At 53.7% G+C, this 17911-nt stretch carries 3 protein-coding genes; all 3 read left to right on the top strand.

Translation table 11 applies throughout. The annotated features are described in order from the left end of the window. Positions 1 to 7 precede the first annotated feature (7 nt). The 3 genes from P9L94_00355 to ectB are packed head-to-tail and all read left to right on the top strand — an operon-like array spanning position 8 to position 17901. Positions 8 to 13195: an amino acid adenylation domain-containing protein gene (locus tag P9L94_00355; GenBank protein MDP8242500.1), complete on the top strand. Its 13188-nt coding sequence runs from the start codon at positions 8 to 10 to the stop codon at positions 13193 to 13195. Beyond that, a complete protein-coding gene (locus tag P9L94_00350; GenBank protein ID MDP8242499.1) occupies positions 13192 to 16605 on the top strand; it encodes an amino acid adenylation domain-containing protein in 3414 nt (1137 codons plus the stop codon). The genes P9L94_00355 and P9L94_00350 overlap by 4 nt, the downstream gene beginning before the upstream one ends. Next, on the top strand, positions 16606 to 17901 hold the full coding sequence (ectB, locus tag P9L94_00345) for a diaminobutyrate--2-oxoglutarate transaminase (protein ID MDP8242498.1): 1296 nt from the start codon (positions 16606 to 16608) through the stop codon (positions 17899 to 17901). Positions 17902 to 17911: the final 10 nt, after the last annotated feature.

The raw sequence follows: 17911 nt of genomic DNA, 5'->3' as shown, positions 1-17911 counted from the left end.
GAGAGTCGTGAATTTGAACCCGGCGGCCATTGAGCAATTAAAACAACGCGCCAAAGCAGGCGACCAAAAGGCGCTGCAAGAACTGCGCGACAGCGGTTTTTTCGAGCAGAAGAAACGCGCGCGTAAGGGCTATGCGGTTTCTCATGCGCAAGAACGCCTGTGGCTGCTGGACCGCATGAACGAAGGCTCGACGGCGTATAACGTGCCCGGCTCGATTGTGCTGCGCGGTCAATTTGACGCCTCTCTTTTTTGGGGCGCGCTGCGTGAAATCATTCAGCGCCATGAAGCCCTACGGACGACGTTCGGTTCGCCCGATGGAGAAGTGCGCCAGTTTATTCATGATGAAATTTCTCTGGACGAAGAGATCGTTGATTTGACAGACAGCGCAGACCCGATGCAGGCGGCGAAAGACTGGGCCTTACGCGAAGCGGCGCATTCGTTTGATTTGCAGCGTGGGCCTTTGTTGCGCGCCAAAGTGTTGCGCATCGGCGAAGACGCGCATGTGTTTCTGTTTAATCTGCACCACATCATTTGCGATGAATGGTCGCTGGGTATCTTAATCAGCGAACTGAGCGCGGCCTATGAGGCGCGGTTGCAAAAGCGCGAATCGCCGCTGGCGCCGCTGAAGATTCAATATAAAGATTTCGCTGCGTGGCAAAATAAAAAACTGTCCGGCGATGCGTTAGAACCGCTCAAGACCTATTGGCATCAAAAACTGGCGGGCGACCTGCCGCGTTTAGACCTGCCGTTGGATTATCCCCGCCCCGTCGTGCAAACCAATGCGGGCGCCACGGTTACCTGCCCGCTGAATCCTGATGCGTTTGCAGCAATTCAAACATTGGGGCAAAAACAACAAGCCTCTTTGTTTGTAACTTTGACCGCGCTGGTCAAAACATTTTTGTATCGCTACAGCGGACAGGACGACCTCGTCATCGGTGCGCCCTTCGCGGGGCGGACGCATCCTGACGTTGAAAATATGATCGGCTTTTTTGTGAACACGCTTTGCTTGCGCGATAGCGTATGCGGCGATGGTTCGTTTGTCGAATTGCTGAATCGCGTCCAGGCCACCGTGACGGAAGCCATCGCCCATCAGGATTATCCCTTCGACCAATTGGTGAGCGATCTCGAAACCACGCGCGACCCAAGCCGTTCGCATTTGTTCGATGTGGTCATTTCGCTTCAACATGAGGGCGCCGGCGCGTTTCGATTAGGCGAAGCGACAGGTGAATCATTGGAGAGCGGCTTTGATACCGCCAAATTTGATTTGATTTTTGATTTTACCGAATCGCCGGACGGGTTGTTGTTTCGCATCAATTACAACACGGATTTATTTTCAGAAGAAACCATTCAGCGGATGGGCGCCCATTTCTCCCGCTTGTTGGACGGCGTCGCAGCGCAACCCGAGGCGCCGATCAATCACCACCCCATCGTGAGTGATGATGAAGCGCGGCGAATGATTTATGAGTGGAACGCGACCCCGGCTGCGTATCCTGAAACGGCGACCATTCTTTCGTTATTTGAAGAACAAACGAAAAAAACGCCGGAGCGCACTGCGGTTGTATTTGGCGAGCAGTCGCTTACTTATAGAGAACTCAATCAACGCGCCAACCAAATCGCCCGGCGTATTCAGCGTGAGATTCAACTTGGTTTTGATGAGCGCATCGCCATCTTTTTGGATCGTTCGGATTGGATGGTCGCCGTGATTCTCGGCGTGCAAAAAGCCGGAGCGGCGTATGTCCCGGTTGATCCAACGTATCCACAAGAACGCATCCGGTTCATGCTGGACGATTGCGGCTGCCGTCTGGTGGTCAGCGAAACGCATCATCAATCAACGCTGCGCGAACTGGCGCCGTCGCTGTTGTGCGTTGACGTGCATGAAACCGCGAATGAGGATGCGAGCGAAGCGGCTTCGCCGCTTACACCCGACAGCGCAGCCTATGTGATCTATACCTCCGGCTCGACCGGCAAGCCCAAGGGGTGCGTGGTCACTCACCGTAACGTTGTCCGGCTGATGGTGAATGATCGGCATCCATTCGACTTTAATGAAGATGACGTGTGGGTGGTCGCTCATTCGTTTTGCTTTGATTTTTCGGTTTGGGAAATGTACGGCGCCTTGCTGTACGGCGGCAAACTGGTGGTCGCGCCGCGTGATGAAGTGCGCAACGTCGAGGCGTTTCATGAACTCTTGCGGCGCCATCGGGTCACGGTGTTGAACCAGACGCCTGCTGCATTTTATAACTTGATCGCGCAAGAAGTGCGCGCGCAAGCGCATTCGCTCGACCCGCATTTGCGCTATGTGATTTTCGGCGGCGACCGCCTGGAAGCGACCTACTTGCGCCCCTGGGTGGAACGCTACCCGCTCAACGAAATTAAACTAATTAACATGTACGGCATCACCGAAACCACTGTGCATGTGACTTATTATGAAATTCAACCGCGCGACGTGTTTGGCGCGGCGGGCGTCAGCCCGATTGGAACGCCTATCCCGGGGACGACCGTCTTTGTTTGTAATGACGCGCTGCAATTGCAACCGCCGGGCGTTGCGGGTGAAATTTTAGTGGGAGGCGACGGGGTCTGCCGCGAATATCTCAACCGCGAGCCATTGACCCGAGAGCGTTTTATTGAAAACCCATTTGAGTCGCCGGGTCGCTTGTACCGTTCCGGCGATGTGGGGCGGTGGTTTGCGGACGGGCGCCTTGAACATCTGGGCCGCAATGACGACCAGGTGCAAGTGCGCGGCTTTCGAGTGGAACTCGGCGAAATCGAAAGCGCTGTCGCCAAGCACCCCGCCGTTGACCGATGCGTTGCGTTGGCGCAAGGCGACGACGCGACGTCGATGCAGTTGGTCGCCTACATCGCGCCCGACCCCGACAAGGCGGCGCCGCTGAAGCGCATCTTGCGTTCTATACATGAAATTCCAGATGATGCTTCGTTGATTTATGAATTGCCGAACGGGTTGACCATTGCTCATCAAAACAAAAGCGAGTCGGATTTTCTTTATGAAGAAATTTTTACTCACAATGCATATTTAAAATACGGCATCGAAATTCATGACGGCGATTGCATCGTTGATGTGGGCGGAAACATCGGGTTGTTTTCTGTCTTCGCGGCGCTGCAAGAAAAAAACATTACGCTCTATTCGTTTGAACCGATCCCTCCAGTGTATGAATGCCTGCGCAAAAACTTGCAATGGTATTCGCCGCCGTCGCGCGCATTTGAAATGGGATTGTCTGATAAGCCGGGCCAAGCGCGTTTTGTCTATTTTCCATATAACACCGTGGTTTCAGGCAAGGGCGTTGACTCCGGTGAAGTGCGCGAAGTCGTTAAAACCTATCTGGTGAATGAACTCACTGCGCAAGGGCGTGAAATTACCGACGCCGCGCTCGAAGACCTGTTGGAAGAGCGCATGCAGTCGCAGGAATTTGACTGCCGCTTGGAGACGCTGTCGAACGTGATTCGCGAACAGTCCATTGAGCGTATCGACCTGTTGAAGGTCGATGTCGAACAAAGCGAGTTAGAAGTGTTGCTCGGCATTGACGAACGCGATTGGGACAAAATCGCGCAGGTTGTCATCGAAGTGCATGACGTTAACGGGCGCCTGGATACAGTGACGAACGTATTAAAGCAGCGTGGATTCAGCCTGCAGATTGAACAAGACGCCTTGCTGCAAAATACCAATTTATACAACGTATTCGCTTTGCGGACTGATCGAAATGTTACTGAGATAAAACAATCAAACCTCGATGGTATAAATCCGTCATGGTGCGGCGAGTCTTCGTTCGCGAAGGAAATTCGTAAAACAATTGCGCCGCTGCTGCCGGATTACATGGCGCCGTCGTCGTATATTTTTGTGGAGGAATTTCCACTGACGGCGAATGGAAAGATCGACCGTAAGGCGCTGGCTGCGCTGGCGAAGAACGCTCAACGCGATCACCAGCAATTTGTCGCGCCCCGCAATGAGAAAGAAGAACGCCTCGCCGGGTTGTGGCGCAGCGTGTTAGAACGCGAAGACATCGGCGCGTTTGATAATTTCTTTGAACGCGGCGGGCATAGTTTGAAAGCGACGCAATTGGTCGCGAAAATTCATCAAGAGATGAATGTGAAAATCCCGCTGCGGCTGGTGTTTCAACATCCAACTCTTGCGGGGTTGGCGCAGGCGATTGAGCCGGGCCACCTTGAAGCGTTCCGTCATATCGAACCCGCGCCGGGTGCGGCGCGGTATCCGCTTTCGCATGGACAGCGCCGCTTGTGGCTGATTGAGCGCATGGGCGCCAACCGCCTCGCCTATATGATTTCAGAAGCGTTTCGCGCGCCCGGCGACCTGGACGCGGAGGCGTTGCGCGAGACGCTGGGCTTGTTGATTGCGCGGCATGAATCGCTGCGCACTGTTATTGTCGAAGAGCATGATGAACCTTGGCAAGTTGTGCAAGACGCCATTGATGTTCCCTTTGAAATCTTTGACCAGCGCAGCGCTTTGTTACGTGAAGATGATGAACGCGAATTAATCCTCAGCAAAACCAATCAGCCGTTTGATTTAGCGAATGGGCCGCTGTTTCGCGTCGCGCTGTTTCGGTTTGCTGAACAACGCAACATCGTTTTGTTCAGCATCCATCACAGTATCAGCGACGGCTGGTCGATGAATGTCTTGCTGGATGAATGGGCGCAACTATACGAGGCCCACCGCCGCAAACAACCTTCGCCGCTGGCCGGATTGCGTTTGCAATATAAAGATTACGCTGTCTGGCAGAAAGAATGGCTGCAATCCAACGGCGTCGAAAGCGCCCGGCGTTTCTGGCTCGATCAATTTAAGGATGAAGTTTCCGTTTTAGAATTGCCGACGGACCGCCCCCGGCCTGTGGTGCAGAGTTTTTCGGGTGGCGTCTATTCGTTTGAACTCGAAGCCGCGTTGGCCCAGCGCCTGTGGATGTTTGGTCGCGACCGTGGCGCCAGCGCGTTTGTGACTGTGTTGGCCGCTGTTTATGCGCTGCTGTTTCGTTATGCGAACCAAGATGATGTCGTGGTTGGCTCGCCGGTCGCAGGGCGTGAACACGCCGACCTGGAAGGGCTGGTTGGCTTCTTCGTCAACATGTTGCCCTTACGCAGCCGCATCAACGGCGACGCGGGCTTTGCCGGGTTGCTCGAACAGACGCGCGACGCAGTCGCCCAGGCGCTCACCTATCAGGCGTACCCCTTTGACCGTTTAGTCGATGAACTCGAACTGCATCGCGACTTGAGCCGTTCGCCGCTGTTTGATGTCGCGGTGACGTTGCATAATCAACAAACGCAAGATGGCAACGCGGTAGCGATTGAAGCGTATCCGCTGCATTCTGCGATCAGCAAATTTGATTTGACTTTTTTCTTTAGTGAATTACCAAACGGGCGGTGCGGCGTCGGCATTGAATATAACGCTGACCTGTTTGAACCGAGACGCATTGAAGGCATGGCGCGTCACTTTTGCGCGTTGGTTGCATCCGCCCTTGCTGCGCCGCAGAAGGCGCTGCATTCACTGCCGGTTATGTCTGATGATGAACGGCGGCGGGTGATAGAAAACTTTAATGACGCTGCGGCGGATTATCCAAAAACATTGAGCGTTGCGGAGCTGTTTGAACGTCAGGCCGAACAAACACCGAACGCAACCGCCCTGATCTGCGGCGATGATAAGTTGACGTACCAGCAGCTCAACCAAAAAGGCAACGCGCTGGCGACGCGGCTGTGCGTCGAGTATGCGCTGCAGCCGGAAGAATGCGTGGGGGTGTTGATGGAGCGCTCGCAAGGGCCGGTGATTGCAGCGTTGGCGATCTTGAAGGCGGGCGGCGCGTATGTCCCGCTGGACCCGGCGTATCCCCAGTCGCGTATTCAATATATGGTTGAAGACGCGCAATGCCGCATTGTTCTCTCAGACGCAGCGCTGATTGAGACTTATTCGACAATTTTAACGGACATCCATTGGGTCGACGCGGCGCAAGTCGAAGGCGAACTGTCTGGAAATCCGTCAACGCAAACCGATGGTTCGAGTTTGGCGTATGTGATATACACCTCTGGTTCAACGGGCGAACCCAAGGGTTCGCTAATTGAGCAGCGTTCGATTACGCGTTTGGTCAAAAACACCAATTACATTCAAATCAATCAGAGCGATTGTATCTTGCAAACCGGATCGCTTTCGTTTGACGCCTCTACTTTTGAAATCTGGGGCGCGTTGCTCAACGGCGCCAGCGTGTGTATGCCGCATGAAGACGACCTGCTTGAACCGGCCCGCTTGGCGGCTCTGATTGAAACGAACCGGGTTAGCATTTTGTTTCTGACCACAAGTTTATTCAATCAATACGCCGAAGCGCAAATTAATATGTTTGGTTCGCTGCGGGTTTTGTTGACGGGCGGCGAAAAGGTTTCCGTCAAACATATCAACCGCGTCCGCGCCCATTGCCCAGACTTGTCTATGCTGCATGTGTATGGCCCGACCGAAAACACCACCTTCTCGACGTATTATTCGATTGAACGCGAACAAGTCGGCGATGCGCCGATTGGAATGCCCATCGCCAACTCGACGGTTTATATTCTTGATGCGCATGGCGGCCCGCAGCCGGTTGGCGTCCCGGGCGAGATCTGCGTGGGCGGCGACGGCGTGGCGCGCGGCTATTTGAATCGCGATGCGCTGACGCGTGAGAAATTTGTTGCTGACCCGTTTCGCTCCGGCGCGAGTATGTATAAAACCGGTGACCAGGGCGTTTGGAACGATGATGGAACCGTTTCGTTTATTGGACGCATCGACAACCAGGTGAAGGTCCGCGGCTTTCGGGTGGAGCCGGGCGAAATTGAAATTCGCTTGCAGGCGTTTGATGAGATCGACCAGGCGGCGGTCGAAGCGCGTTTGACTTCGGTGGGGACCAAAGAACTGGTTGCGTATTACGCAGCGGCGCGTTCCGTTTCTGCGGCGCAGTTGCGCGAGCGTTTGTCGAAGGAACTGCCGGATTACATGGTTCCGTCTCGGTGGGTCGAGTTAGAGCGGCTGCCGCTGAACCGTAATGGAAAAATTGATCGCAAGAAATTACCTGAACCCGGCGGCTTGGATACGGCTTCATCCAAAGACGCCGCGCCGCGCAACGAAACCGAACAGGCGTTACTCGACGTTTGGCGTTCGGTGTTGGGGCGCCCGGCCCTTGGCGTGCATGATAATTATTTTGAGGCGGGCGGCGATTCGATCCGCGCGATTCAAATCGTCAGCCGCTTGCGCCAGTTGGGTTGGCAGGCGGAGATTCGCCATTTGTTTCAATACCTGACTGTCGCGGAACTGGCGCCGAGGTTGAGCGCCGCGCAAGTCGAAGAAACCGCCGATGAAGTTATTGAAGGCGAAGTGAAACTCGCGCCGATTCAGCAATGGTTTTTTGACGGGCATGATGACGACATTCATCACTTCAATCAATCGGTGATGTTGAAACCGTTGCAAGCAATAGACGCTGATGCCTTAAAAGAGGCGTTTAAGGATATCTGGCGCCACCATGACGCGTTGCGCATGCAGTTTCATCAGCCGCGCGGCGCCTATCAGCAATACAATCGTGGACTGGACGTTCCCATTGATTTCGAGGTGGTGGATTGCTGCGGCGAGACCGATGAAACCGCCGCAGTTGAACTTCACGCGCAGTCTGCGCAGGCGGGCTTTGATTTGCAAAACACGCCGTTGATGAAAGCAGCGCTCTATCGTACGTCGAGCGGCGACCGGATTTTATGGATCGTTCATCACCTTGTGGTTGACGGCGTTTCGTGGCGCATTCTCCTGGAAGATTTAGAGACGGCCTATCAGGCGCGGTCGCATAACGCGCAGCCGGTGTTGCCTCAAAAAACGGCTTCGTATCAACTATGGGCAGAGGCGCTTCATGTGTTTTCGCAAGATGGCGCCCTGTTGCAGGAAACGGACTATTGGCGCAGCGCACTAACTCAACCTGCAACGGCGCTGCCGCTGGACGGCGACGCGGACGCGAATGTTTACGGCGATTGCGACGTGATTCAACTTGAACTGTCGAATGACGAAACCGAGCAATTGTTGACGCGTTCGCACCGCGCTTATTCAACGGAGATGAACGACCTGTTGTTGACGGCATTAGCGCGCGCTCTGAGCGATTGGACTAGCGGCGATGCGTTTTGGATTACGCTTGAAGGCCACGGACGCGAAGCGCTGTCGCGACCCATCAACATCAGCCGCACTGTTGGCTGGTTTACCTCGATGTTTCCATTTTTGCTTCGAGTAGAGAGCGACTCGCTGGCGCAGCAGATCAAAGAAACCAAAGAAGCGCTGCGGGCGGTTCCGCGCAAAGGGATGGGCTATGGCGTGTTGCGCCATCTAGCGAAAATCGAAGAGATTGAGGCGCCGCCGTCGCAACTGAGTTTCAACTATCTGGGGCAGTTTGACGCCGATGGAAACGAAGGCCTGTTCTCGATTGTGGATGAACCGTGCGGCAAGACGCTGGGCGCTCGTTTACAGCGCGACTTCGATATAGAAATAATCGCCCTGGTCGCCAGTGGGCGTATGGCGTTATCGGCGATTTATAACAAGCGCCGCCATCAAAAAGAAACGGTCGAACAATTTTTGCAAGCGTTTCGAGAACAACTCAACGTGGTCAGCAATCATTGCAGCCGTCAAACGATGTCAGAATTAACGCCGTCAGATTGCACGGGATGTTCTTTGTCGCTTGTTCAATTTGAAGAACTGCTGGAAACGAACGGCTGGCGCGCCAGTGAAATTGCAGATGTGTATCCCTTGTCGCCTATGCAGCAGGGCTTGTTGTTTCAGTCGCTCTATCAGCCTGAATCGCAGGCCTATTTTCTGCAAATGTCGTTTCGGCTGAATGGCGGGTTGTCGGTTGAAGCGTTTCGCCAAGCGTGGTTTGAATTGTGCCAACGTCATGCGATTTTTCGCACCGCCTTTGTTTATGACGGGGTTGCATCGCCCTTGCAGATTGTATTGAAACAACGCGAGCCGGAATGGAATTTTGAATCAATCGCGGCGTTGCCCTCAGAACAACAAGACGTATTGATTCAACAAAAACAAGAAGACGAACGGCGGCGCGGATTTCATTTCACCCATGATCCATTGATGCGCATTCACGTTTACCAATTAAACGAAACGCAATATCAAGTCATCTGGAGTTATCACCATTTGCTGTTGGACGGCTGGTGTCTTCGTATTGTCTATCAAGAACTCTATCAGTTATACGGCGGCTTTGCTCGCGAGGGTGCAGCGGAGTTGAATTCACCGCCGCGCTACGGCGACTATATCGCCTGGTTGCAAAGTCAAGACGCAGAACAGGCGCAAGCCTATTGGGCGAAGTGGGTCGAAGGCTATGAGCCCGCCGCCACGATTGCGAAACGACGTAATGCAAGCGACGAAAGTTATCAATTCAAAAAAGCCGAAATCACATTAGATGAAGAATTGACTGCGGCGCTTCAGGCTGTCGCGTCAAACGCCAACGTGACGTTGAATACTGTGGTCCAAACGGGGCTGGCGTTGGCGCTGCAACAACACGCGGGCCGCGACGACGTGATGATGGGGTCGATTGTTTCGGGACGCGCGGCGGATGTTGAAGGCGTCGAAGACATGCTGGGATTGTTCATTAATGCGATCCCGGTTCGCGCTGGGTTTGATGGAAACCATACGGTCTCTGATGCGTTGAAAATTATTCAAAACCAAACGCTCGAATCCGAAGCGTATTCATATTATCCACTGGCGGACATTCAAGCGCTGTCGGGCGGCGAACGCGACTTGTTTGACGTGTTGATGATCTTTGCGAATTATCCGACCGAACTGGATTCCATCGAAGTTGAAGATGACAGCGAGGCGCATTGGACGATTGATCAAATCGAGAACTTTGATCAAACCCATTACGATCTCAATCTCATCGTTGCGCCCGGCGCCCGGTTGCAACTGAAATTGCATTACAACGGCGCCGCGTATGAAGAGACGCGCATCGCCTGGTTGGTGAAACAATTAAAGGCGGCGTTTGAGCGCATGGCGCAGAACCCCGGCCTGCAAGTCAAGCAATTCTCTATCTTGTCTGGACCCGAATATGGCCTGGTTGTCAATCAATGGAATGCAACCCGGACCGCAGCCTCGCAAACAACAATTGTTGATGACTTTTTAATACGCGTTCATTCTGAACCCGAAGCGATTGCGTTGAAAATAAAAACGCATTCATTAAGTTACGCTGCGCTGAACCAACAGGCGAACCCGTTTGCGAATTCGTTGATTCAAAAATATGAGGTTGGCGCAGATGACCTGGTCGGCGTGTTGATGGGCCGTTCGGATGCGATGGTTGCCGCGATTCTGGGCGTGTTGAAATCAGGCGCGGCGTATGTCCCGATTGACCCAACCGCGCCGGATGCGCGCATTGAACATGTTATTCAAGACAGCGGCTGCAAAGTTGTCATCACTGAGGCGAAGTATGCAGCGCGTCTCAATGCCGTCGGGCGCCCGCTTTTATTGGCGAATGAAATCAACGGCGCGTCAACGGATGAACCGGGCGTGAACCCGCGTCTGCAAGACTTGGCGTATGTGATTTATACGTCCGGTTCGACCGGGCTTCCGAAAGGGTGTTTGATCGAACACCGCAACCTTTCGCATTATCTCCATTGGGCGAACGACTATTATTACGGCGAACGCGACGGCGGGGTGATGGGGCTGCATTCGTCGATCTCGATTGACATGACCGTCACCAGTTTGTTTTTGCCGCTGCTGCGCGGTAAGACGCTGCATGTATTCGGTCAAGAAGAAGAGACGCCCGATCTGTTGGCGGCAATGTTCGAGCCTGGGAGCGGCTTTGATTGCGTCAAACTGACGCCGTCGCATATTTCCGTGCTCAAAGAACTCAATATTCAACAGACCGATGTCAGCCTGGCGATTGTCGGCGGCGAGGCGCTGCCGATGGATTGCGTACGCTATTTGCATCAACTCAATCCGTCGATGCGGGTGGTCAATGAGTACGGGCCGACCGAAACCACCGTCGGCTGCATCGTGAAAGAAATTTCGCCGAAGGACGAGCGCGTCTTAATTGGAAAGCCGATTCATAACACCCAGGTTTATGTTCTGGATGGTTGGATGCGTCCGGCGCCGGTTGGCGAGGCGGGCGAGATTTATATCGGCGGCGCGGGGGTTGGTCGCGGCTATCTGAATCGCGATGATTTGACTCAAGAGAAATTCATCGCGAACCCATTCGCGGCGGACGAAACGCTCTATCGCACCGGAGACGTGGGCGTCTGGCTTGATGACGGCGAACTGGATTATTTGGGCCGTAATGACGACCAGGTGAAAGTGCGCGGCTATCGCGTTGAACTGGGCGAGATTGAACAACAGATTCAAGCGCTGCCCGGCGTTGTTCAAGCCGCAGTCGCGCTGCGCGATGTGCGCCAGGGCGAGCCGGAACTGGTTGCGTATTTTGTTGCGGAGGGCGAGCCGGATACAAAACCGCTACGCGCCGCGTTGGCGAAACGCCTGCCCGACTATTGCGTGCCGCGTTATTGGATGCAACTTGACGCCATCCCGCTTTCGCCGGGCGGTAAAACTGACAAGCGCGTTTTGCCGCTGCCACAGCAAGAGCAAAATGCAGAGGATGCGCTCGACCAGCCCAGTGATGAGACCGAACAACAACTGGCCGATATCTGGCGCGAAGTGTTGAATACTGCTTCGATTGGCGTTCGCGACCGCTTCTTCGACATCGGCGGCCATAGCCTGAAAGCCATGCAAACCGTGTCGCGCATTCACAAACGCCTCGGCGTCAAACTGGCGCTGCGCGATTTGTTTGAACACCCAACCATTGCCGAACTGGCGGTGTTAATACGGCAAAGCGAGCGCGATGAGTTCCAGGCGATAGAACCAGCGCCGTCTCAGGAATATTACGAATTATCGTTCGCGCAAAAACGGTTGTGGTTTATTCAACGCGCGGGCGGCGAAGACGCGACGGCGGCTTACAACATGCCCAAGGCGCTTCTGCTTGAGGGCGAGGTGAACGTCGATGCGCTCAACCGGGCGTTCAACCAATTGCTGAAACGGCATGAGGCGTTACGGACGGGCTTCGTTGAAATTGACGGCGAACCGAAACAAGTTGTCCATGACAATGTTGAGTTTTCGGTTCGGGTGATTTGTTTTGAAAATGAAGCGGATGTCGAAAACGCTGCGCGACAACTTGCCGAAAAAGATGCGCATACGCCGTTTGATCTGGCCCGCCCGCCGTTGTTGCGCGGGACGTTGATCCTGCTGGATCCCAGCCGCGCCGTCTTTGTTTTGACGGTCAACCATATCATCGGCGACGGCTGGTCGATGCAGGTATTGTTCCGCGATCTGCTGACGTTTTATCAGGCGAACCAGGATGGGCGCGAAGCCGCAATCCAACCGCTGCGCATACAATATAAGGATTTCGCGCTATGGCAAAATTCACGCAGCCTGAACGCGCACGAAGCCTACTGGCTTGAGCAACTGAAAGGCAAACCGGAATCGGTGCGGCTGCCGTATGACCGCCCCGCCGCTGAGCAAGACTATCAAGGCGGTACGGAGCAATTGGTTCTGGATGCGCCGACTGTCGCGGCGCTGCGTGGTTTGGCGCAGTCAAACAACACGACTTTATCGAATGTTGTATTGGCCTTCTTCTACGTTTTGCTCTATCAATGGACGCGGCAGGATGACCTCTGCGTCGGCGTCAGCATCGCCAACCGGACGCATCCCGACCTCGAAGGTTTGATTGGCTTCTTCGTGAATATTCTTCCCGTCCGGGTGCGCGCCTCTGCGCAGTTGGATTTTGACGAACTGCTTACGCGGGTGATGGACGCCGCCAATTCGGCCTATGAGCACCAGGAGTATCCCTTCGATTTGCTGGTGCAAAAAATGAACCCGCACCGCGCCGCTTCGCGGCAGCCCTTGGTGAACGTCGTATACGGTTATCAGAATTTTTCTGACATTCAGTTAGACGTAGAGAAGCCGAACGGCGTTGAAATGAACAAGACGAAAGCCGCCAGCGTGAGTGAATTTGATTTGGAATTCAACACGTCAAAATTTGACTTGACGCTGTTCGCATCAGAAAGCGACGACGGTTTAGAATTGAATATGGAATACGACTCGGCGCGGTTTGAACCGGCGTCCATCCGTCGGCTCTTGGACGCGATGGGCCGCTTCATGCAATCCACGCGCAGCGAAACGCAGGAAGAGAAACAATGAAGATAGGCGATTTTAATTTCTTGGCGAATGATGTGGAAAAAAGCGATTTGCTAGAGCAGATGCGCGCCTTTAACGATAATCAAACTGATTATCCCCGCGATAAAAGCGTCCACGCGCTGTTTGTTGAGATCGCGGCGCAATCGCCGGACGCAATCGCATTGGCGGATGATGAACAGGAATATACCTACCGCCAACTCGACGAAGCCTCGAACCGCATCGCGCGTTTTTTGATCGGGCTGGAACTCCCGCCGGAGCCATTCATCGCGTTTATGCTCGAAAAAAGTTTTGAAATGATGTCGGTCGTGCTGGGCGCTCTTAAAGCGGGCGGCGCGTATTTTCCGATTGATTCCGATACGCCGCTGGAGCGGATGAAGTACATGTTGAACGACGCCCGGGCGCCGGTTTTGTTTTCAGAAAAGCGCTTCATTCGCGACATCAACATCTTGCAGTGGGAATGCCCATATTTGCAAACTGTCGTTTGCGCCGATAGTGACGACTTTTTCGGCGAGATCGAAACGCAGGGCGAGTTTATGCGAGAAGACGTGTGGGATTATGTCGGCTCCACCATGTTTGATGATATTTCCGGCGGCGGCTGGAAGAGCAGCTACACCGGCGATTGGCTTGATCGCGAGGTGATGGACGAATACGGCGACAATGTGTTAATCAAATTGAAACCGATGCTCAAACCCGACTCGCGCATTTTGGAAATCGGCTGTTCGTCCGGCATCAGCATGTTTCGCCTGGCGCCGTTGGCGGGGCATTATTGCGGTACGGACCTCTCAAATGAAATTTTAAACTGGACGCGCAACGAATGTGAACGGCGCGGCGCGAATAATATTCGTTTGGTCCATTTGCCCGCGCATGACACCGACAAGTTGGAAGAAGACCAATTTGATTTCGTCATCATCAACAGCGTGTTGCAATGTTTTAGCGGGCACAATTATTTTCGCGATGTGCTGCGTAAAGCCGTCGATACAATGAGCGATGAGGGATACATTTTTCTCGGCAACGTGTGGGACCAAGACCTCAGAGACCAATTTATCCAATCGCTATTACAGTATCAACGCGAACAGGCGCAGCGCGGCGACCGCACCACCATTGAACATGCGGAAGCATTGTTTTTGAATCGCGACTTTTTCAGCGATCTGCGCGTGGACATGCCGGAGATTGAGTCCATCGAGTTTTCCTTCATGCTTGGCGAGCACAAAAGTGAATTGTCAGAATATGGCTATGATGCATTAATCCGTATAAATAAAAAAAAGCCAACTGCCGCATCGCCGCCGCAGCGCCATAAAAACCAGCTTGACCAGCGGGCTTACGCGGAACTTGCCTGCGGCCCGATAGACGAATGCAGCGGGCCAAGAAACCTCGCGTATATTATGTATACCTCCGGCACCACCGGGCGGCCTAAAGGAGTGATGATCGAACACCGCTCTATCGTGCGCCTCGTTTGCAATACGAACCACATCGAATTCACCGCAAATGACCGCATTCTTCAAACCGGGGCGATTGCGTTTGACGCCTCCACGCTAGAATTTTGGGGCGCGTTGTTGCACGGCGGGCGCTTGTGCCGCCCCGCCAAACACGCCATTCTCGACGCCGCCGAATTAAAGCGGCTGCTAAAAAAACACCAGACGACAATGATCTGGCTTACCTCAAGTTTGTTCAACCAGATGGTTGAAACCAACATTGATATGTTTGACGGTCTGCGAATGTTGTTCACCGGCGGCGAAAAACTTTCACCGCGCCACATCACGATGACGCGGCGCCGCTTTCCTCAACTTGTAATCTGGAATTGTTACGGCCCGACCGAAAACACGACGTTTACAACGACTTTTAAGATTGATCAGGATTATGACAGCGATATCCCCATCGGGCGCCCGGTTTCGAATAGCTGTGTCGTGGTTCTCGATGAAAATTTTGAACTCACGCCCGTCGGCGTTCCGGGAGAGATTTGCACTGGCGGCGATGGGCTGGCGCGGGGGTATCTCAACGCGCCTGAGTTGGATGCGGAAAAATTTATTACTAGTCCAATGCCGTCTGGCGAGCGCTTGTATCGAACGGGCGACCTGGGGCGCTGGCGTTCAGACGGCGTGGTGGAATATCTGGGCCGGATCGACGATCAGGTGAAGATTCGCGGACACCGCATCGAGCCGCTGGAAATTGAAAACGTATTGCGTGAACTTGGCGTGATTAAAGAAGCGGTGGTGTTGGTCAAAGAATTGCGCGATGGTCAATTGTTGCTCGCTGCCTATTTCACCTCGGATGAAACCCAAGACGTGAGCAATTTGCGCGAATCGCTCAAACATTCGCTGCCGGACTTTATGGTACCCGGTCATTTTTTGCAACTGGATTCGTTTCCCTTGTCGCAAAACGGCAAGGTAGACCGAAACGCCTTGCCTGACCCGGGTGAATTAAACATGGCGCCGGGGCGCGATTATGAAGCGCCCCAAAATGAGATGGAGGCGCAACTGGCGGCGGCTTGGGCCGAAGCGCTCGAATATCAAAACCCGAGCGTACACGATAACTTTTTTGATTCAGGCGGACATAGCCTGAAAATATCAAAACTGGTTTCGCGCATCCACCAACGTACAGGCGTGGTGGTTCCATTGGCGACAATTTTTGATCGCCCCACCATTCGCCAACTGGCTTCGGCGTTGATGGACTATGCGAAATTCGGCTGCAAAGAAATTGATGAGCCGCGCGTCTTGTTAAACGCCGCCGGAGGCAAGGCCAACCTGTTTGCGTTTCCACCGGGGACGGGCGACGCGGCGGGGTTTATGCAAATCGCGCTACAGCTGAAACAGGTCGCATTTTACGGTTTCAACTTTATCGAACACGAAAACCGCTTGTCGAAATATGTTGACCTTGTTGAAGAGATCGACGCGGACGGCCCTTATATATTGTTCGGCTATTCATCCGGCGGAAACCTGGCCTATCACGCGGCGCGTGAATTTGAACAACGCGGAAAAACCGTCAGTGATATCATCATGGTGGATTCTGGCCGTAAAATGGAGCCGATGCAATTTGAAAAACAGGAAGTGGAAGATGTGATTTCAGGCTTTTTGTCGCATGAAAGCAACCGTCCCTATTTGACGAATGCGGTGTTGGTCGAAAAAGCGCGTCGAATCATTCTGAGCGCATATCACTACTTTGAGCGCTCGGTCGATCATCATCAGGTGAAGACGAATATCCATCTTTTGTTGTGCGATGGTTCTCACGATGTGTATACAGACAACTTTGGCCGCGTCTTGTCAAACAAGCGGGGATGGGCGGACGTAACAAGCGGGACGTTTCAGACTTACCAGGGCGTTGGCGGGCATAATGATTTGCTCTATAGCCCGTATGTTGAAGACAATGCAAAAATCCTGTCCGGCATCATTGAGAAAATATTAGGCGTAAAAGGATAGATGATGGAAATTTTTGAACGGATTGAATCCAATGTGCGTTCGTATTGCCGGGCGTTTCCGGTTGTGTTTGATAAAGCCCAAGGCCCCTTTGTGTATGACGTCAGCGGCAAGCGCTACATTGATTTCTTTTGCGGCGCCGGGACCATGAACTATGGGCACAACAACCCTCGCATGAAGAACGCTGTGATCGAGTATTTGCAACACGACGGAATCATGCACTCGCTGGATATGTTCACGGCGGCGAAACAGCGCTATCTCGAACGCCTGGAGAGCATCATTCTTCAGCCGCGCAAGATGGATTACAAAGCGCAGTTCGTCGCGCCGTCGGGCGCCAATGCGGTTGAGGCGGCGTTGAAGTTGGCGCGGCTGGCGACTGGCCGCAGCAACATTGTCGCCTTCACCAACGGTTATCACGGGCTTTCGGCGGGCGCGTTGGCAGTGACCGGCAATGCGTTTTACCGGCGTGAGGAATACATCAATCGACAGGACGTTGTCTTCATGCCGTTTGACGGCTATATGGGCCCCGGCGTTGATACGCTCGACTATTTTGAGCGCAAATTAGACGACCCTGGCAGCGGCCTCGGTTTGCCCGCTGCGGTCGTGATTGAAACCATCCAGGCGGAGGGCGGGGTGCGGGTTGCGTCGCATGAGTGGCTGCGGCGCTTACAAACCATCTGCCGCCGACATGAGATTTTAATCATCGTCGACGATGTACAGGTCGGCAACGGACGCGCTGGGTATTACTTCAGCTTCGAGCCAGTCGGCATTGAGCCTGACATGGTGGCGTTTTCAAAAGCGGTGAGCGGCTTCGGCCTGCCGATGGCGATGTTGTTCCTACGCCCCCATCTCGATCTATGGAAACCCGGCGAGCACACCGGAACCTTTCGCGGCAATAACCTGGCGTTTGTCGCCGCTACGGAAGCGCTTACATATTGGCAAGACGACGCATTCGCTGCTTCGATCAACAAGACCGGCGAACTGCTGCAATCATTATTAACATCAATTAAGACCACCTATCAGGATTTCAATTTTGAATTGCGCGGCTGCGGTATGATCTACGGGTTGGATTTGAAAAATGCGGAACTGGCGCGGGCGCTAGCGCGTCGCGCGTTTGATGAAGGCGTGATGATTGAACTGTGCGGCGCCAAAAGCACGGTGGTGAAATTTCTACCGTGTCTGACTATTGAAGAGGAAGTTTTGCGCGAAGGCGTTTCAGTGATTCAGGCTTGTTTGACGGCGTTGTTGGGTGAAGAGCGCTTTGCGCATTTGCGCCAAAGCCGCGCCAAAGTGGTTTAGGTTTTTGTGA

The organism is Candidatus Hinthialibacter antarcticus (assembly GCA_030765645.1).
In the GTDB taxonomy this organism is placed as follows: Bacteria; Hinthialibacterota; Hinthialibacteria; order Hinthialibacterales; family Hinthialibacteraceae; genus Hinthialibacter; species Hinthialibacter antarcticus.
The sequence above is the reverse complement of the archived record's forward strand: the minus strand, read 5'-3'. Positions and strand labels throughout refer to the sequence as shown.